Origin of the sequence: Primorskyibacter flagellatus (assembly GCF_048268605.1) — a bacterium.
GTDB classification, from domain to species: domain Bacteria; phylum Pseudomonadota; class Alphaproteobacteria; order Rhodobacterales; family Rhodobacteraceae; genus Primorskyibacter; species Primorskyibacter flagellatus.
Genome location: NZ_JBLWVF010000001.1, coordinates 63,624 through 80,787 on the forward strand (window position 1 = coordinate 63,624; position 17,164 = coordinate 80,787).

The window sequence follows — 17,164 nt, forward strand, 5'->3', positions numbered from 1 at the left end:
TCAGGGCGTCAAACGCGTGATGCCGACAGCCGCCGCGCGCGCAAGATCGGTGTCCAGTGACATCGGGGTATATTCTCCACGTCGCCAAAGTTGCCCAAGATCGTCGTAATGGCGTGACAGGAAATGGCCCGATTGCCCGGTGGCCGTGACAAAGACCGAACTGTCGGGATCGGCAAAATCATAGACCCCGCGATAGCCCGCGCCATGCGTGTTTTGAAACGGGTCCGGTCCGGTGCCGCGCGTGCGGCCGCGCATCAGCGTGTTGTCGCCACCGCTGGTCGATTGGCGAATGTTCACGAAATAGTTCAGCACCGCGACTTTGCCCAGCACCGGATGGTCGTGGGTGGCCTCGTGGGCGTCGCCCCAGCGCAGGGATTCAAGCGCGGTGCCATAGGTCTCGGCGACCCAGACCAGCGCATCGTCAAGCGCCAGCCGCGAAATATCCGTGCAGGTCTCGATCGCGGCGCTGCGGATGATGTCGCACCAGGCAGACGCGCCGTCTACATCGCGAAACACACGCTCGATGAACAACGGTTCGACATGGTCGTATTCGTCCGCCAGCGGGCCAAGGTCGTCGCGGATCAGCCGTTCCTGAAGCGCCCGCAGCCACGCGGCATACAATAACGGTTCCGGCAGGTGTTCGTTCATTTCTCCGTTCCACCCGGCCAGCAGGTTCAGCGCGTCCTGCCGGCGGCGTTCCGGTGTGCCTTCGGGGGCGGCTTCGGTCGTGAACCACAGATCGGCACCTATCAGCGGCAAAAGCGTGCGGGCCGTGGTGCTGACCGTGTCAAGCTGCGCCTCGATAAAGCTGTCGCGGGTGTGCACCTCGCGTCCCTGCATCAGGCGTTCCCAACGCTGGATGCGCTGACTGTCGCCCCAGTCATAGCTGACATGCTGTGGAAACGGCCGGTCCACGATCTTGTTGTTGGTATTGCCGACGATGCCGCCAGCGGGCGAGATAAAGCGCGGGTTGTCGGAAAAGGGCAGCCGTCCGTTCCAGCGGTTTTCAGGTCGCCATCCTTGCGTGGGCAGCCGTCCCTTGCTTTGATGGCCTTCGTTCCGATTTGGCATCGCGCCGACCATCACCAACGCCACGTTGTTCTGATCCGCCAAAGTCAGGTTCTGCGCCGGTGCGATGAAATCCTCGGATACGCCAAGCGCCTCGTCGACAGAGCCTGCATACATCAGATTGACGGCGGCTGTCATCGACGTGTCGCGCGGGCTGAGGGCCGTCCACGACAGCGAGGCCACATGGCCCGGCGGCGTGATCGTGTCCAGATCGTAATGTGTGCCCGGCAAGACGGGTCCGTTGTCGGTCCAGCGCAGGGTAATGGTGATCGGTGTGTCATCCTTTATGGAGATGATCGACTTGCGCGTCTCAAAGGCCTTGTACCCGTCCGGCGTACGGTACTCTTCGGGATTATCGGGGTTGAGCGCCTCTATGCGCACGTCCTGATCGTCTACATAGGCAGAAGTCAGTCCCCAGCCCAGCCGGTCGCTGCGTCCGGTCAGGACCGCAGGAATGCCTGGGATCGTGGCACCGATGACACCGCCCGCGGACAATTCCAGCCGCGCAAGATACCAGGTGGAAGGGGCGGTGAATTCCAGATGCGGGTCATTGGCCAATAGCGTCCCACCCGAGGCAGAGCGGGAAGGGGCCGCGGCCCAACCGTTGGAGGCACCCGCAAAACCGCGTCGTTTCACCGGATTGAGCGGGTCGTCGTTGCGGGGATTTGCCTTGGCATAGCGCGGAACGCCGGGAACCAGTGCCGCATAATCGGGCAGGGCGGCGATGCCGGGTCCAGGCATGTCGGGCAGGATGTCGGCAAGACGGTTTTCTTCGGGCAAGAGCAGCGATGTGCGGGCGCGCAGAACCTCGGTCGAGAGCTGCCCGGACAGCTGAAGCGCCATCAGCTTGACGATGGCAACGGAATCCGCCGGTCGCCAGGGCGGGATGGCGGTATCGAACAGGAAGAACTCTGGCGCGCCTCGGCCCAGACTGTCACGGTTGATCTCGGCGATGCGGGCGTTGACACCTGCGGCATAGCCCTCCAGCGCGCGTATTGTCCGCGGGTCCTGCGCCTCGACCGAGCGCGTGGCAAGGGGGTAGAAATCCAGACGTCGCAGCAGCTTGTCGATATTGACAGTGCGCGCGCCGAACATCTCTGACAGGCGGCCCTGCACCGTGCGACGCAACATCATCATCTGCCACAGGCGGTCCTGCGCATGGGCGTAGCCGAGGCCGAAAAACACATCGCGGTCAGCACCGGCGAAGATATGCGGCACATTGGCGTGGTCGCGCACGATCTCGATTTCTGTCGTGGTGCCGTCAACTTTCAACGTCTTGTCATAGTCGGGAAGTGATTGCGATGCGAGATAGTAGACCAAAGCGATGACAAGGCAGCTGAGCACCAGCACCGCGCCGGTGATCCGCACCAACCATCTGAAAACCGTCACCATGTCCGCCTCCGTTCGCGTGCCCGTCCTTGTGTTCGGCAGGGATGGCCCCTTGTCAACCAAGCGCCGGCGCGACACAACTCGGCAGACAGGAATTGAAGGAGAAGTGATATGGCGAAGCTGGCGTTTTTGGGTCTGGGTGTAATGGGCTATCCGATGGCCGGGCATTTGCAGAAGGCGGGGCACGAGGTAACGGTCTACAACCGGACCGCAGCCAAGGCCGAGAAATGGGTGGACGAGTACGGAGGTGCCTCTGCCGCAACCCCGGCCGAGGCCGCCAAAGGTGCTGATTTCGTCATGTCCTGTGTTGGGAATGACGATGATCTGCGCGGAGTGTGTCTGGGCGAGGAGGGTGCGTTTGCCGGAATGACGTCGGGCGGGATCTTTGTCGATCATACGACCGTGTCGGCGAAAGTCACCTCTGAGTTGTACGCAGCCGCCAGTGAGGCCGGGTTGGGATTTGTCGATGCGCCGATTTCCGGTGGGCAGGCCGGGGCCGAGAATGGCGTCTTGTCGGTCATGTGCGGTGGTGATGCCGACAGTTATGCCAAGGCCGAGCCCGTGATTGCCGCTTACGCCCGCATCTGCCGCCGTATCGGCGACAGCGGAGCCGGACAGATGACCAAGATGTGCAACCAGATTGCCATCGCAGGCCTTGTGCAGGGCCTGTCCGAAGCGCTGCATTTTGCCGAGAAAGCCGGGCTTGACGGGGCCGCCGTGGTCGAGGTGATCAGCCAGGGGGCCGCCGGATCCTGGCAGATGTCCAACCGCTACGAGACGATGATTGCTGACGAATTCGAGCACGGCTTTGCCGTGGACTGGATGCGCAAGGATCTGGGCATTTGTCTGGATACGGCCGATGAGACCGGTGCCAGCCTGCCGGTCACCGCGCTGGTCGATCAATTCTACAAGGACGTGCAAAAGCTGGGCGGTGGACGCTGGGACACGTCCAGCCTGATCCGCCGCTTGCGGGCTTTGGAAACGCGATGAGACAGATTGTTCGCGTTGATGCGGCGGTGCTGAAAGGCGTTTGATGTTCGCGTCCGCGGATGCGACGGGACCGAGGGGCCTGCCCCTCGGACTCCCCGGAGTATTTGAACCAAGAAGAATTATGAAAGAGGCGTGCCCTGAGCCGATTGGTGTAATTATTGATGCACAACTCCGGCGTGTGCGGGTTTTCCCGGCGCGACATGCGATTGTGGATTGTATTTCAGGCCGTCGACGTTTTATGCTGGAGTGATGGCGCAGTTTCCCATGCGAAACGCGCCGATGAGAGTTTCGCTGGTCAGATGTGGCGTCAGGAAATCCCTGACGGGTCTGACCAGACCGATCGGGCCGAGAGGCCGCACCGAATGCCCGGAACGCGCAAGCGACGGGTCGTAAATGGGCGCCTTGACCCTTGTGGCAGGCGTCGGAGAAGAACCGCGATGAAGCGCGCGCATGATTTGAGGCTGGCAGTGGGGGACCGAGCGTCCTCCACCAGCGTCGCGCCGTCTCTCGCCCAGAAAAGTCATTGCCGTGAACCGTCCGCTCCCCCTGGGATGCGGACGGTTGCGGCGTGCGAACGGAAAACATGGCCAAGAAAATGCTTATCGATGCCACCCACGCGGAAGAGACCCGCGTTGTGGTGGTTGACGGAACCAAGGTTGAGGAATTCGACTTTGAATCTGAAAACAAACGCCAGCTAGCTGGCAACATATACCTTGCAAAGGTCACACGCGTAGAGCCGTCCCTTCAGGCGGCCTTTGTGGATTATGGCGGGAACCGGCACGGTTTCCTCGCCTTTTCGGAGATTCATCCCGATTATTACCAGATCCCCGTCGCCGACCGCGAGGCGCTGATGGAGGAAGAGCGCGCCTATGCCGAGGCAATGCGAGCGCGTGATGAGGATGAGGAAAAGCCCAAATCGTCGCGGACCCGCAGCCGGTCGCGCAAAAGCGCGAAATCCGAGAGTGCCAAGCCCGACGATCTGAAGGTGACACAGGAGGTTGCCAAACCCGAAGGTCAGATCTCGGGGATGGAAACGATTGATCTTGATGAGGATGAGGTGCCCGAGGGCAGCTCTCCGATGGAGACCGTGGCCGAGACGCCCGTGGAAGAACCCGTCGAGGCTGCGGCGGAGCAGGCGACGGATGTGGCCGAAGCGGATGCCGCTGCGGAGGATCGTTCTGAAGACGCATCCGATGCTGACGTCGACGACGGTGTAGAGAATGACTCTGAGCAAGGGGCTGAGGCCAAAGGCGACGCGTCCTCTCGTGACAGTTCCATCGAATCTGTTGCCGATGATGATGATCAGGAAGACATTCGTCCGGTCCGCAAGCCGCGTCCGCGCCGCTACAAGATTCAGGAAGTTATCAAGGTTCGTCAGATACTGCTGGTTCAGGTGGTCAAGGAAGAGCGTGGCAACAAAGGCGCAGCGCTGACAACCTACCTGTCGTTGGCCGGGCGCTATTGCGTTTTGATGCCAAATACAGCGCGTGGCGGCGGTATCAGCCGCAAGATCACCAATGCCGTGGACCGCAAGAAACTCAAGGAAATCGCGGCCGAGATCGAAGTGCCCACCGGCGCTGGACTGATCGTGCGGACGGCCGGGGCCAAACGCACCAAATCCGAGATCAAGCGCGATTACGAATATCTGCAACGGCTGTGGGAGCAGATCCGCGAGCTGACGCTGAAATCCATCGCACCTGCGAAGATCTACGAGGAAGGCGATCTGATCAAACGCTCGATCCGCGATCTCTACAGCCGCGAGATTGACGAGGTTCTCGTGGAAGGCGAGCGTGGCTACCGCATCGCCAAGGACTTCATGAAAATGATCATGCCGTCCCACGCCAAGAACGTGAAGCATTACGCCGAGACCCTGCCGCTGTTTGCGCGTTATCAGGTGGAGTCGTACCTGTCGTCGATGTTCAACCCGACGGTGCAGCTCAAATCCGGCGGCTATATCGTGATCGGCGTGACCGAAGCGCTGGTGGCGATTGACGTGAACTCTGGTCGGGCCACGAAAGAAGGCTCGATCGAAGAAACCGCGTTGAAGACCAACATGGAGGCCGCCGAAGAAGTGGCGCGCCAATTGCGTCTGCGTGACCTTGCCGGCCTGATCGTGATCGACTTCATCGACATGGACGAGCGCAAGAACAACGCCTCGGTCGAGAAGAAGATCAAGGACAAGCTGAAAACCGATCGTGCGCGTATTCAGGTCGGGCGGATTTCCGGCTTTGGCCTCATGGAGATGAGCCGACAGCGCCTGCGCCCGGGTATGATCGAGGCAACGACCCAGCCTTGTACGGCATGCCACGGCACCGGTTTGATCCGGTCGGATGACAACCTGTCGCTGTCGATCCTGCGTCAGGTCGAGGAAGAGGGCACGCGCGGACGGTCGCGCGAGGTTCTGGTGAAATGCCCGGTCGGTATCGCCAACTTCCTGATGAACCAGAAGCGGGAACACATCGCACAGATCGAAGCGCGCTACGGCATGTCCGTGCGCATCGAGGGCGAACCGGCGCTTGTTTCGCCCGATTTCACTCTTGAGAAGTTCAAGACGGCAACGCGAAAGGTCGCCGAGATTGTCGCGCCTGTCGTTTCGGTCGATACGTCCTTGATGGATCAGATCGACGAGGACGAAAGCCACGACACCAAGAAAGAAGAGGCAGAAGAAGCGACCGTTACCGAAGCGAAATCGTCTGACAGCAAGTCGTCTGATGACAATTCAAACAATGAAGCTGACGAAGACGGCAAGCCGAAAAAGCGTCGGCGTCGGCGTCGGCGCGGTCGTTCAAAGTCTAACGGGTCCGATGGCAATGGCGAGAACGGCGAAAACCGGTCCGACGACACGCCTGGCGAAGAGGCTAAACCTGCGGCTGATGCCGAAGAACCACAGAGCAAGAATGTCCCGGAGGACGATAAGGTTGCCATAGACGCGCCTGCCGAGGTTCCTGCGGTGGCGGCAGAGGCCACGCAGACTGACGTGACGGCTGATGCGTCGGCACAACCCGAAACAACGGCTGTTGAGGGCGAGCAGCCAGGCGAGGGCGAGGCGGAAGTTGCCGCGCCCAAGAAACCTGCGACGCGATCGAGAGCAAAACCGAAGTCCACCGCGACGAAAGCGCCTGCCAAACCCAGGACCACGCGTTCGCGGGCGAAGCCGAAGACGGCCGATAACGATACGGACACTCCGGCACCGGTCGAAACCTCGGTTGAACCTATCGTGGATGTGGCCCAGATCGAAGATCCGACACCGGGGTCGACACTCGACGTCTCGGATCTGACTGTGCCGGAAAGCCCGACCGTGTCAGAGCCGTCGGTCGAAACGGTCGTGGAAACGCCGCCGCAGCCAGAACCTGTGGCAGCACCGGAACCAGAGGCTGCACCGGAACCGATGAGCGAGGTCGCCGCCCCCCAACCGGTTGTGCATGAGGACAAGGAACTGGCGACGGCATCGGCGGACACCGAAACTTCGGAAGCCGATGACAAGGACAAGCCCAAGAGACGTGGTTGGTGGTCCTTGGGACGCTGATACCCACGACCTTCGCCCCCGGCCATCGCGCCGGGGGCGGTGATTCAGCACCTGTGTTTCAGTGCTGCCACGAGGATGTGACAGCATGTAGCGTGACGCCGCGCGTTGGATGATCTAAGCGGGGGTCATGTTTGGAATTGACCTGATCGACGCGGGGCTGTTGCCCGCCATGCTGGTAGCGCTTTTCGCTGGGGTGCTGTCGTTTCTCAGCCCCTGCGTGCTGCCAATTGTGCCGCCATATCTTGCCTATATGTCCGGTGTCTCGATCGGCGAGGCAAATGCCGGGCGGCGTAGCAAAATGCTGCTGCCCGCGCTGTTTTTTGTGCTGGGCCTGTCAACGGTGTTCCTGCTGTTGGGGTTCACCGCTTCGGTGATCGGGGCGGTGTTCCTGCAATATCAGGGCACGTTCAATACCATTGCGGGCATTTTGGTGATGATCTTCGGAGCGCATTTCATCGGCATCTACCGTATAGGTTTCCTTGACCGCGAAGCCCGGATGGACGCGGGTGACCGTGGTGGATCGGCCTTTGGGGCCTATGTGCTGGGGCTGGCCTTTGCGTTCGGATGGACACCTTGCATCGGGCCGCAACTGGGCGCGATCCTGTCTCTTGCGGCGTCCGAGGCTTCGGTCAGCAAGGGTACGTTGTTGCTGGGCATCTATGCAGCGGGCCTTGGCATACCGTTTCTGCTGGTAGCGGCCTTCCTGCCGCAACTGACCGGCGTGATGGGCTGGATGAAGCGCCATATGGAACAGATCGAACGGGTGATGGGACTGCTTTTGTGGACCATCGGTCTGTTGATGCTGACGGGCGGGTTTTCCGCGTTCTCGTTCTGGCTTCTGGAGACGTTCCCGGCTCTGGCGACGCTGGGCTGACGCACTGGTTCTGGCCTCGCGTCCATAGAGCCGGGCAACCGCAGGCCTGAAACCTCTGCGAATTCGTCCTGATGGTGATTTTGTACTCGTTGCAGGCGCGGAAAGACCAGACAGCTTACCTGTGCTACGCGCTTCATGTAACATGACCTCAAAAGAGAGTTGAGCATGGCAAGTGAAGGGCAAGAGGTGCGTCGGCGTCGGGTTTTCTACATTCCCGGCTACGATCCGATACATCCCCGCCGATACCGCGAGTTGTATCGCAAAGAGAGTGCCGCTCAGGCCGCGATCAGCGGCTACGAGATTGCGTTGCTGCCGCGCGATGGCACCGGGGCAGGGCGTTTCGGCTGGCGCGTAGAAGGCCGGATCGACGGCAGCGAAGTTCTGGCAGAGGTCGAGGTTCTGGTCTGGTCCGACATCGTCCGCGCCTCGATGGCGCAGGGGAGCTTGGCAACATATGGTCAGCTTGTTCGCACCGCATGGATCTACATTGGATCTGGCGCGCTGTGGCGTCTGATGCGGCTGCGCAAGGGGCCGGTGATCGCGGCGCTTTACCCGGTTGCGTTTCTGCTATTGCAGGCTTTTCTGGCAGCCTTGGCGGGTTGGGCCGCATATCATGTTCTGATCAATCTTCTGGACTTCTTGCCCGCATGGTCCGGGGCCGCTTTTGCGGCTGTTGCTGGGGTCGGGCTGACCTGCGGCGTGATCGCATGGTTCAGGCGGCAGGATGGCAAATTGTTTGCCTATTACCTGATGCATGATTTTGCCTATTCGGCCCTCCACAGAGGCGCCAATTCGCCGGAGCTTCGGGCGCGGATGGTCGAATTTACCGACGAGATTGCCGCCTCGTTGTCCCAAGATTTCGATGAGGTGCTTGTGGTCGGGCATTCCTCCGGCGCGCATCTTGGCGTGTCGATCCTCGCGGACCTTATCCGGCGGGGCGGGGTCCGTGCCAATGGGCCAAAGCTTGGCTTTCTGTCATTGGGACAAGTGGTGCCGATGGTGTCTTTCCTGCCGCGCGCCGATCAGTTGCGCGCCGATCTGCACTATCTGTCAGCCCGGGAAGAACTTACCTGGGTGGACGTGACCGCACCGGGCGATGGGTGTGCTTTCGCCCTTTGCGATCCTGTTGCCGTATCGGGCGTGGCACCGGAGGACAAGCGCTGGCCTTTGGTCCTGTCGGCGGCCTTTACCCAGACACTTTCGCCCGAACGCTGGAAAGAGCTGCGCTGGCGGTTCTTTCGTCTGCATTTTCAGTATCTCTGCGCCTTCGACCGTCCCGGAGATTATGACTATTTCCGGATCACCGCGGGGCCGCTTAGCCTTGCCACGCGCTTTGCTGGACGCGCACCGTCAAAGTCCCGACTGGAAAAAGCGGTGTCGAAATACACGTCGATGGCGGCATGAGGGATCTGCCGCCCAAACCCCCGTCGCGGCCCGACAAGGTGTCGCTGTGGCGTTATATGCGGCTGTTTCGGCAGGATATTCTTTCGGCCCAGCCTGCACGCCTGTACCGCGCGTGGATGGCAGAGTTTCGCACACCCTTCTTCCGGTCCTATCTGCTTAATCAACCCGATTTGGTGAAGGCCGTCCTGAAAGAGCGGCCGGATGATTTTCCTAAATCCGACCGCATCAGCGAAGGTTTGCGGCCCCTGCTTGGCAACAGCGTGTTTCTGACCAATGGCGAAGCTTGGAAACGGCAGCGGCGGATCATTGATCCGGCATTCGAGGGCGGGCGATTGCGCGACACTTATCCTGCCATGTGGGCCGCCGGACAGCAGGCCGTGGCACGGCTGCGCTTGCGGGTAGGGCACGACGTCGAGATCGAGGAAGTCACCAGCCACGCCGCCGCCGATGTGATCTTTCGAACCCTGTTTTCGATCCCGATCGAGGACCGGATGGCACAGGCCGTGTTTCGGGAGTTTCGTACCTATCAGCGCAGTCAGCCGTTGTTGAACCTGGCTGCTTTCGTGCCCTTGCCGCGCTGGATGCCGCGCTTCTTCTCGCGCCGGACCAAAGCCTCGGCGCGCAAGATCCGGGCGCTGATAACCCAGTTGACCGAAGCGCGTCGCGCCGAGATTGACGCAGGCACCGCCCCCGATGATCTGGCGACCAAGATCATGACAACCCCGGATCCCGACACCGGAGAGCTTTTCTCGGTCGGGGAAATGGTCGATCAGGTGGCGATCTTCTTTCTGGCGGGGCACGAGACCTCGGCCTCGGCGCTGGCATGGGCGCTGTATTTGATGGCGCGTTACCCTGACTGGCAAGAGCAGGTGGCGCAGGAGGCGCGGCAGCTTGAAACCGGCGCATTCTCGGAAATGTCGGCGCTGCGGATCAGCCGGGACGTGTTCCGAGAGGCTTTGCGGCTCTATCCACCCGTCCCGATGATGGTGCGAGAGGCAAGTTGTCCAGAGCGGTTCCGGGACAGGGACATTGACAAGGGCGCTCAGATGGTCATCAGCCCGTGGCATTTGCATCGCCATGAGAGGCTGTGGGACGATCCGGATGGCTTTGATCCGGCGCGCTGGGGGACGCGGAATGGCACGAAATGCGCCCGCGAGGCGTTCATCCCGTTCTCTGCCGGGGCGCGGGTCTGTCCGGGGGCGGGTTTCGCGATGATCGAAGGGCCGTTATTTCTGTCACTGCTGCTTCGGGATTTCAGGGTGGCGGTGGTGGATATGCCGGAACCGGTTGCGCATCTGACGGTCCGGTCCCGTGATGGCATACGATTGCGCGTTGTTGAACGCGACTGACCACCCCGGCCGAAGCATGCCCCAAACGCGCTTCAGATCGCCGGGATGGCGTCAGCGGTCTTTGTAATGCTGCAAGATATAAACCCGGATGGCAGAGGCCAATCCGGCCTCGACCCCGCGCTTTTCGTCAATCTCGGCGGCCAGCACGTTCAGGGGTTTGCCCTCGGCCACGGCGATCTCGCGGAAGGCGTGCCAGAAGGCATCCTCCAGCGAGACGCTGGTGCGGTGGCCGCGCAGGGTCAGGGACCGTTTGACCGGTCGGGCGCTCATGCGTCCTTGTCGTCGGCCTTATGCCCGTCGAGGGATTTTGCAGCCTTGGCCAGTTTTGCGGCCATCGCCTGCTTGTCTTCCTTGCTGCGCCCGAATTTCGCCGAATGCATATTGGCATCGCGCTTTTCGGAATCGCGCTTGCGGTCCTTGCGTGCCTTGTTGAGGTTCGTCAGGTTGCTCATTCTTTGGGTCCGATCATATCTTCGGGACGCACAATGCGGTCGAAGGTTTCTTCATCGACAAAACCAAGGGCAACCGCCTCTTCTTTCAAAGTGGTGCCGTTCTTATGGGCGGTCTTGGCGACTTTGGTGGCGTTGTCATAGCCGATGGTGGGCGCGAGGGCTGTCACCAGCATCAGCGATTCTTTCATCAGCTTCTCGATGCGTTCGACATTGGCTTTCGTGCCGACCACCATATTGTCGGTGAAGGCCGACGCGCTGTCACCAAGCAATTGCATGGATTGCAGTACATTGTAGCTCATCATCGGGTTATAGACGTTCAGCTCAAAGTGACCCTGCGAGCCGGCGATGCCCACGGCGGTGTCATTGCCCATGACATGCGCGCAGACCATCGTCAGCGCCTCTGCCTGCGTGGGGTTGACCTTGCCCGGCATGATCGAGGATCCGGGCTCATTCTCCGGCAGGATCAACTCACCCAGACCCGAGCGCGGGCCGGACCCCAGAAGCCGCATGTCATTGGCAATCTTGAACAGCGACGCCGCCACGGTTTTCAGCGCGCCAGAGAACATCACCATCGCGTCATGCGCGGCGAGGGCCTCGAACTTGTTGGGCGCGGTGACAAAGGGCAGGCCGGTGATTTCGGCCATGTTGGCGGCGACCTTTTCGGCCCAGCCCTTGCGGGTGTTGAGCCCGGTCCCGACAGCCGTGCCGCCCTGGGCCAGTTCATAAATGTCGGGCAGGCACATTTCGACACGCTTGATGCCTTGCGCAACCTGATGCGCGTAGCCGCCGAATTCCTGGCCCAACGTCAGGGGCGTCGCGTCCTGCGTGTGGGTGCGGCCGATCTTGATGATGTCCTTGAATTCTTCGGACTTCGCGGCCAATGCGGCGTGCAGTTTTTTCAGCCCGGGCAACAGCACGTCGCGCGCCTGCATCCCGATGGCGACATGCATCGCGGTGGGGAAGGTGTCATTCGACGATTGCCCCATGTTGCAATGATCATTGGGGTGGACGGGCGATTTTGACCCCATCTCGCCGCCCAGCATCTCGATCGCCCGGTTCGAGATCACCTCGTTGGCGTTCATGTTCGACTGCGTGCCGGAACCGGTTTGCCAGACCACGAGCGGGAAATTGTCGTCGAACTTGCCGTCGATCACCTCGCCCGCGGCGGCGACAATCGCATCCCCGACTTTTTTCTCCAGCCCGCCCTGTTCCAGATTCGCCATGGCGCAGGCCTGCTTCACCACACCCAGGGCACGAATGATCGGCACGGGCTGCTTTTCCCAGCCAATCGGGAAGTTGATGATCGAGCGCTGGGTCTGTGCGCCCCAATACTTGTCTGAGGGAACCTCAAGCGGGCCGAAGCTGTCGGTTTCGGTGCGGGTCTGGGCCATGGAACGCTCCTGTCGTATGCAATCGCATGCCGTTTAGCGCCGATCCTTGCCATCCGCAATCTGCCACAGGCGCGCAGGGCAAGGGCAGGGCACCGCAGACGGCTATTTTCTGAAACTGTCGAGGCTGACCACCTCGGCGTCTTTTGGCGCGTCCTTTTTTGAAGCCTTCGAAGAGGCCTCCGACGGCAAGCCTTCGTCGCGGACGATCTCGGGACCATGGGCGTCGTCCTCGTCCTCGTCGCTGTCCTGGTTCTCGAATCGCAGACCGAATTCAACCGATGGATCGACGAAGGTCTTGATGGCGTCGTAGGGAATGAACAGCGCCTCGGGTGCGTCGCCAAAATTCAGCGAGACGCCGAACCCCTCGTCGCCCACTTTCAGGTTGTCATACCAATGCTGCATCACCACGGTCATCTCGCCGGGATAGCGGTCGGACAGCCAATCGGCGATCTGGACATCCGGATGACCCGTGTCGAAGGTGATGAAAAAGTGATGTTCCCCCGGCAGCCCGTCCGCGGCCACATCGGTCAGAACTTCCTTGATCAGCCCCCGCATCGCGCGATGCATCAGATTTCCGTAGTCTATGCTGCCGGACATATGTCTCTTTCCCTGCAAATTCGCGGACAGCATATGCGATCCGGCGGAAAACAAAAGACCGTGCGGGGTGAAAATTTCACCGTCCTGCCGAGGCCGGAACAGGGCGGCCGAACACCGCCGAAATTTGCCGACATACGGCGAAAAAGGCGGACGCGGCAACACCATCAGGGATACGCGTAAACGACGACAACTATGTGGGGCGGGGGAATTAAGTGCAGGCTTCTGTTGCCAGGTGCCTGCGAACCCCGCCTTACGCTGCTAGGCGCAAGGGCTTAAAGTTCGACAAACTCGAACTGCTTACGCAGCCAGAGCCATTGTCGGAGCACGGTTGTCATTTGCAACTGTACGATTTGTACCGATAACGGTGGTAACTCACCGGGACAAAGCATAACCCCTTTAGACGTTCGTCGATCCTGTTTCGGCCCCATGATCCCCAAATGAAGGATGTTTGGTGGAGCCGCCGGGTACCGCCCCCGGGTCCGATCCGCTTATTACGAGCGCGTTTATGTCCATAGTTCCCGAAGGAACAAGATGAATATAGGGCGCTTTGACGGGGCTGCAAAGGGGGTGGGGGCAAAGTTTGCAAATTTCATTTGTACCAGGCGCGGATTGTCGCGTCGCTACCGGGTTTTTCCTTGCAACTTGTTCGCACGATCCGGCAAACTGGGTCTGCGACAGGGGCGGCGTGTAAAATCTGAACCGCGTTTCTTGCCTGAGCGCGCCTTCATATGAAAAGAGGTGGGGATGATTTCGCCGGACTATGTGCTGACGATGGCACGATACAATGCCTGGCAGAACCGCCAGCTGCGCGGTGCGTTGGAACGTATGACCGATGCGGCGCTTCGGCAGGATCGCGGCGTGTTCTTCCGGTCCATCTTTGAGACCGTGAACCATCTTCTTTGGGCAGACCAGATATGGATGGCGCGGCTGGATGGGGGCAAGGCACCGAAGGGCGGTGTTCCCGAAAGCCCGAGGTTTCAGCCAACGCTTGCGGCGTGGAGCGCGGAACGGTTTCGCACTGACGGGCGCATTCTGCACTGGGCGGAAGCGCTGAAACCGGATGACCTGAAAGGCGCATTGAAATGGCATTCGGGTGTGCTGAAGGCGGATGTCTCGAAACCCAAAGGCCTGTGCGTGGCACATATGTTCAATCACCAGACACATCATCGCGGGCAGGTACACGGGATGGTCACCGCCGCAAAAGAGACGGCACCCGTGTCGGATCTGGCATTCATGCCCGACAGCGGTCCCTGGCTGTGATCGTCGCTTGGGGCTGAGCCGGCGGTAGGCACCATGGCCCGAAGCGGTTTTGACCACCATGACGTTGCGGCGCGGCATTGATCTGGCTGGCGGCTCTGCTGGGCAAGGTAATGGCATATGGTCAATCGGGCGGTTTTCTTGTCGCCACACGCCTTTGCACCATGTAGCATGACATAACATCGGGTTGCACCGTGGTGCTCAGGCCGATACGGGTGCGCCGCCGAGCGTCGCTTGGCAAGTGTCAAATGCCGCTCTGAGGGGCAGGTCGAGACGGTTCCGCGCCAAGCTGAACCGCAGGTGGACGTGTCGGCGGAGACACCGCGGCACCCCTGGAAACCAAATGAGATGTGCAAAAGAGGGCTGCCGCCCTTCGACAGCACGCGACAGGAGGGAAGAGATGTTCAACACAATTATGATCCCTGTGGATCTGGCGCATCAGGACAGGCTGAGTAAAGCGCTACAATGTGCCGCTGACCTGGCCCGCCATTACAAAGCCAAGGTGATTTATGTGGGTGTCGCCGCCGCGACGCCCAGCTCGATCGCCCATTCTCCAGAGGAATTCAAAAAGAAAATGGCTGAATTTGCCGCCTCGCAGGCCGAAACGCACGGGATCGCCGCCGAGGCACATGCCATGATCAGCCATGACCCGGCCACCGATCTGGATCCGACATTGCTGAAAGCGGTGAAAGAGACCCGCGCCGATCTGGTGGTCATGGCCAGCCATATCCCGAACCTGACTGACTATATCTGGCCGTCCAATGGCGGGACCATTGCCGGACATGCCGATGCCTCTGTCATGGTGGTACGCGACTAATTAGCGAGCGGGCGCAATACCTGTGTAATGATGTAACGTAACAGGGGGTCAAAAATGACCGACGATTCTGAAAATCAGGGCATACCGGAGCCGGAAGGCGAGGTTGCTTTGATCGAGACCGATTATGAAATCGGACAAGATAATGTTGACGGTTCGGTTGGGCCGTTCGGCTTTGATATTCACAACCCGGTTTTCATGATTTCCGGCCTGAGCATCGTGCTTTTCGTGTTTTACACGCTCGCATTGCCCGAGCAGTCCGGCGTGGTTTTCAGTTGGCTGTTCACCACTGTAACGACTAGTTTCGACTGGTTTTTCATTGGTGCCGCCAACATATTCGTGCTGTTCTGCTTCCTGTTGATCGTCACGCCATATGGCCGCGTCCGTTTGGGCGGCGCGGACGCGACGCCGGATTACAGCTATATTGGCTGGTTCGCGATGCTGTTCGCCGCTGGCATGGGCATCGGCCTGATGTTCTACGGTGTCTCAGAGCCGATGAGCCATTTCAGCAGCTCCTTCGGTGGAGTTGCGATGGGCGAAGACGGGGTGCGCACGGATTGGGCACCACTTGGAGGTGCCGAAGGTGATCAGGTTGAGGCCGTGCGTCTGGGCATGGCCGCAACGATCTTTCACTGGGGTCTGCATCCTTGGGCGATCTACGCTGTCGTGGCGCTCAGCCTTGCGCTGTTCTCCTATAACAAGGGCCTGCCGCTGACGATCCGCTCGGCGTTCTACCCGATCCTGGGCGAACGTGTCTGGGGCTGGTGGGGCCATGTGATCGACACTCTGGCGGTTTTTGCCACGCTGTTCGGTCTGGCGACCTCGCTGGGCTTTGGCGCGACGCAGGCAAATGCCGGTTTGAACGAGCTGTTCGGCGTGCCCACCGGATCCACGACCGAAGTCATTCTGATCTCGGCGATCACCGCAGTGGCGCTGATTTCGGTGTTGCGCGGTCTGGATGGCGGCGTGAAGGTTCTGTCGGAAATCAACATGGGACTGGCGATTGCCCTGTTGATCTTCGTGCTGCTGGTCGGCCCGACGCTTCTGTTGCTGACCGGGTTCGTCGATTACCTGGTGGCCTATGTGCAATATCTGCCTCAACTGGCGAACCCGCTGGGACGCGAGGATGTCAACTTTACCCAAGGCTGGACCGCGTTCTACTGGGCTTGGTGGATCAGCTGGTCACCCTTCGTCGGCATGTTCATCGCCCGCGTCAGCCGTGGCCGGACCGTGCGCGAATTCGTCATCTGCGTGCTGCTGATCCCAAGCCTTGTCTGCGTGTTGTGGATGAGCGTTTTCGGCGGCATTGCGATCGATCAGGTGGTCTCGGACGGTTACACCGTGGCTCAAGAGGCCGCGCTGGAACTGAAGCTGTTCAAAATGCTGGATCAACTGCCCTTGGTGCAGATCACATCGCTGATCGGCATCGTGCTGGTGATTGTGTTCTTCGTGACGTCGTCGGATTCCGGCTCGCTGGTGATTGATACGATCACGGCAGGCGGTAAAGTTGACGCGCCTGTGCCCCAGCGTGTTTTCTGGTGTGTCTTCGAAGGCGCGGTGGCCATTGTGCTGCTGCTAAGTGCAGGCGGCTTGAAGTCACTGCAATCCATGGTGATCTCTACGGGGCTTCCGTTCACGGTTGTCCTGCTGATGATGTGCTGGGCGATCTGGAAAGGTTTGAGCACCGAAGCGCACTGACGCTGAGGATGGGTTTCGCATAAAGCGACGCCCCCAAAGAACAGAACAAGGGCGCGTTGTTTCGGCTTCGCGCCCTTGTTGGTTATGCGGCCCCGAAAGCGGCCGTTATGTGTGTCAGGCGCTTGACGTAAAGGCAGGAATGTCCTCGACCTGCCTTGCGCCATCCAGTCCGGATCAGAAGCAGTGGTCATTTGTGACTTGGCCCGCCGAAAAGCCCCGCTATCTTTCGATAAAATACTGGGCCATTTGCGGCGATCTGAGGTTGATGCAAGCGTCTTGTCTGACGGGAACTTTCTGAACCCGACCAACGCAAAGCTATGCTCATTGATCCGGGCGTCGACGCGCTCCGTATTGC

General features: G+C 60.3%; 13 protein-coding genes and 1 other RNA gene. 8 read left to right on the top strand and 6 right to left on the bottom strand.

Translation table 11 applies throughout. The features are described 5' to 3' along the window. Nucleotides 1–2,460 carry a penicillin acylase family protein gene (locus tag ACN0WV_RS00320; RefSeq protein ID WP_417602887.1) on the bottom strand — a complete coding sequence of 820 codons (2,460 nt, stop codon included), beginning with the start codon at nucleotides 2,458–2,460 and terminating at the stop codon, nucleotides 1–3. Between the two features lie 108 nt (nucleotides 2,461–2,568). On the opposite strand from ACN0WV_RS00320, the gene ACN0WV_RS00325 reads away from it, so the two are divergent. From ACN0WV_RS00325 to ACN0WV_RS00345, 5 genes are all read left to right on the top strand, one after another. Then, on the top strand, nucleotides 2,569–3,447 hold the full coding sequence (locus tag ACN0WV_RS00325; protein ID WP_417602889.1) for an NAD(P)-dependent oxidoreductase: 879 nt from the start codon (nucleotides 2,569–2,571) through the stop codon (nucleotides 3,445–3,447). 583 nt (nucleotides 3,448–4,030) lie between these two features. After that, nucleotides 4,031–6,973, top strand: a complete 2,943-nt coding sequence (locus ACN0WV_RS00330; protein ID WP_417602891.1) for a ribonuclease E/G — start codon at nucleotides 4,031–4,033, stop codon at nucleotides 6,971–6,973. A gap of 127 nt (nucleotides 6,974–7,100) precedes the next feature. Then, the gene (locus ACN0WV_RS00335) at nucleotides 7,101–7,847 is read left to right on the top strand and encodes a cytochrome c biogenesis CcdA family protein (RefSeq protein ID WP_417602893.1); all 747 of its coding nucleotides are present in this window, start codon (nucleotides 7,101–7,103) and stop codon (nucleotides 7,845–7,847) included. 165 nt (nucleotides 7,848–8,012) lie between these two features. Next, entirely contained in the window at nucleotides 8,013–9,251 is a 1,239-nt protein-coding gene (locus tag ACN0WV_RS00340) for a hypothetical protein (protein WP_417602895.1), read from the top strand. Next, on the top strand, nucleotides 9,248–10,600 hold the full coding sequence (locus ACN0WV_RS00345) for a cytochrome P450 (protein ID WP_417602897.1): 1,353 nt from the start codon (nucleotides 9,248–9,250) through the stop codon (nucleotides 10,598–10,600). The genes ACN0WV_RS00340 and ACN0WV_RS00345 overlap by 4 nt, the downstream gene beginning before the upstream one ends. 51 nt (nucleotides 10,601–10,651) lie before the next feature. Here ACN0WV_RS00345 and ACN0WV_RS00350 read toward each other — a convergent pair whose 3' ends face one another. From ACN0WV_RS00350 to ssrA, 5 genes are all read right to left on the bottom strand, one after another. Beyond that, the gene (locus tag ACN0WV_RS00350; protein WP_417602899.1) at nucleotides 10,652–10,870 is read right to left on the bottom strand and encodes a ribbon-helix-helix domain-containing protein; all 219 of its coding nucleotides are present in this window, start codon (nucleotides 10,868–10,870) and stop codon (nucleotides 10,652–10,654) included. Then, nucleotides 10,867–11,052: a DUF4169 family protein gene (locus tag ACN0WV_RS00355; protein WP_084352640.1), complete on the bottom strand. Its 186-nt coding sequence runs from the start codon at nucleotides 11,050–11,052 to the stop codon at nucleotides 10,867–10,869. The genes ACN0WV_RS00350 and ACN0WV_RS00355 overlap by 4 nt, the downstream gene beginning before the upstream one ends. Further along, nucleotides 11,049–12,443: a class II fumarate hydratase gene (gene fumC / locus ACN0WV_RS00360; protein ID WP_417602901.1), complete on the bottom strand. Its 1,395-nt coding sequence runs from the start codon at nucleotides 12,441–12,443 to the stop codon at nucleotides 11,049–11,051. The genes ACN0WV_RS00355 and fumC overlap by 4 nt, the downstream gene beginning before the upstream one ends. Before the next feature lie 102 nt (nucleotides 12,444–12,545). Continuing rightward, on the bottom strand, nucleotides 12,546–13,040 hold the full coding sequence (locus ACN0WV_RS00365; RefSeq protein WP_084352738.1) for an SspB family protein: 495 nt from the start codon (nucleotides 13,038–13,040) through the stop codon (nucleotides 12,546–12,548). 211 nt (nucleotides 13,041–13,251) lie between these two features. Next, nucleotides 13,252–13,607: a transfer-messenger RNA gene (gene ssrA / locus ACN0WV_RS00370) on the bottom strand. Between the two features lie 177 nt (nucleotides 13,608–13,784). Here ssrA and ACN0WV_RS00375 point away from each other — a divergent pair. From ACN0WV_RS00375 to ACN0WV_RS00385, 3 genes are all read left to right on the top strand, one after another. Next, entirely contained in the window at nucleotides 13,785–14,300 is a 516-nt protein-coding gene (locus ACN0WV_RS00375) for a DinB family protein (protein ID WP_084352636.1), read from the top strand. Nucleotides 14,301–14,697: 397 nt separating this feature from the next. Next, on the top strand, nucleotides 14,698–15,114 hold the full coding sequence (locus tag ACN0WV_RS00380; protein ID WP_417602904.1) for a universal stress protein: 417 nt from the start codon (nucleotides 14,698–14,700) through the stop codon (nucleotides 15,112–15,114). 54 nt (nucleotides 15,115–15,168) lie between these two features. Continuing rightward, complete coding sequence (locus ACN0WV_RS00385) at nucleotides 15,169–16,809, top strand: BCCT family transporter (protein ID WP_084352632.1); 1,641 nt, start codon at nucleotides 15,169–15,171, stop codon at nucleotides 16,807–16,809. Nucleotides 16,810–17,164: the final 355 nt, after the last annotated feature.

What these genes read in the sequence shown, in the direction of transcription:
- fumC (WP_417602901.1), bottom strand. Translation starts at nt 12,443, where the DNA reads ATGGCCCAGACCCGCACCGAAACCGACAGCTTCGGCCCGCTTGAGGTT.
- ACN0WV_RS00325 (WP_417602889.1), top strand. Translation starts at nt 2,569, where the DNA reads ATGGCGAAGCTGGCGTTTTTGGGTCTGGGTGTAATGGGCTATCCGATG.
- ACN0WV_RS00320 (WP_417602887.1), bottom strand. Translation starts at nt 2,460, where the DNA reads ATGGTGACGGTTTTCAGATGGTTGGTGCGGATCACCGGCGCGGTGCTG.
- ACN0WV_RS00335 (WP_417602893.1), top strand. Translation starts at nt 7,101, where the DNA reads ATGTTTGGAATTGACCTGATCGACGCGGGGCTGTTGCCCGCCATGCTG.
- ACN0WV_RS00345 (WP_417602897.1), top strand. Translation starts at nt 9,248, where the DNA reads ATGAGGGATCTGCCGCCCAAACCCCCGTCGCGGCCCGACAAGGTGTCG.
- ACN0WV_RS00380 (WP_417602904.1), top strand. Translation starts at nt 14,698, where the DNA reads ATGTTCAACACAATTATGATCCCTGTGGATCTGGCGCATCAGGACAGG.
- ACN0WV_RS00365 (WP_084352738.1), bottom strand. Translation starts at nt 13,040, where the DNA reads ATGTCCGGCAGCATAGACTACGGAAATCTGATGCATCGCGCGATGCGG.
- ACN0WV_RS00350 (WP_417602899.1), bottom strand. Translation starts at nt 10,870, where the DNA reads ATGAGCGCCCGACCGGTCAAACGGTCCCTGACCCTGCGCGGCCACCGC.
- ACN0WV_RS00340 (WP_417602895.1), top strand. Translation starts at nt 8,013, where the DNA reads ATGGCAAGTGAAGGGCAAGAGGTGCGTCGGCGTCGGGTTTTCTACATT.
- ACN0WV_RS00385 (WP_084352632.1), top strand. Translation starts at nt 15,169, where the DNA reads ATGACCGACGATTCTGAAAATCAGGGCATACCGGAGCCGGAAGGCGAG.
- ACN0WV_RS00375 (WP_084352636.1), top strand. Translation starts at nt 13,785, where the DNA reads ATGATTTCGCCGGACTATGTGCTGACGATGGCACGATACAATGCCTGG.
- ACN0WV_RS00330 (WP_417602891.1), top strand. Translation starts at nt 4,031, where the DNA reads ATGGCCAAGAAAATGCTTATCGATGCCACCCACGCGGAAGAGACCCGC.
- ACN0WV_RS00355 (WP_084352640.1), bottom strand. Translation starts at nt 11,052, where the DNA reads ATGAGCAACCTGACGAACCTCAACAAGGCACGCAAGGACCGCAAGCGC.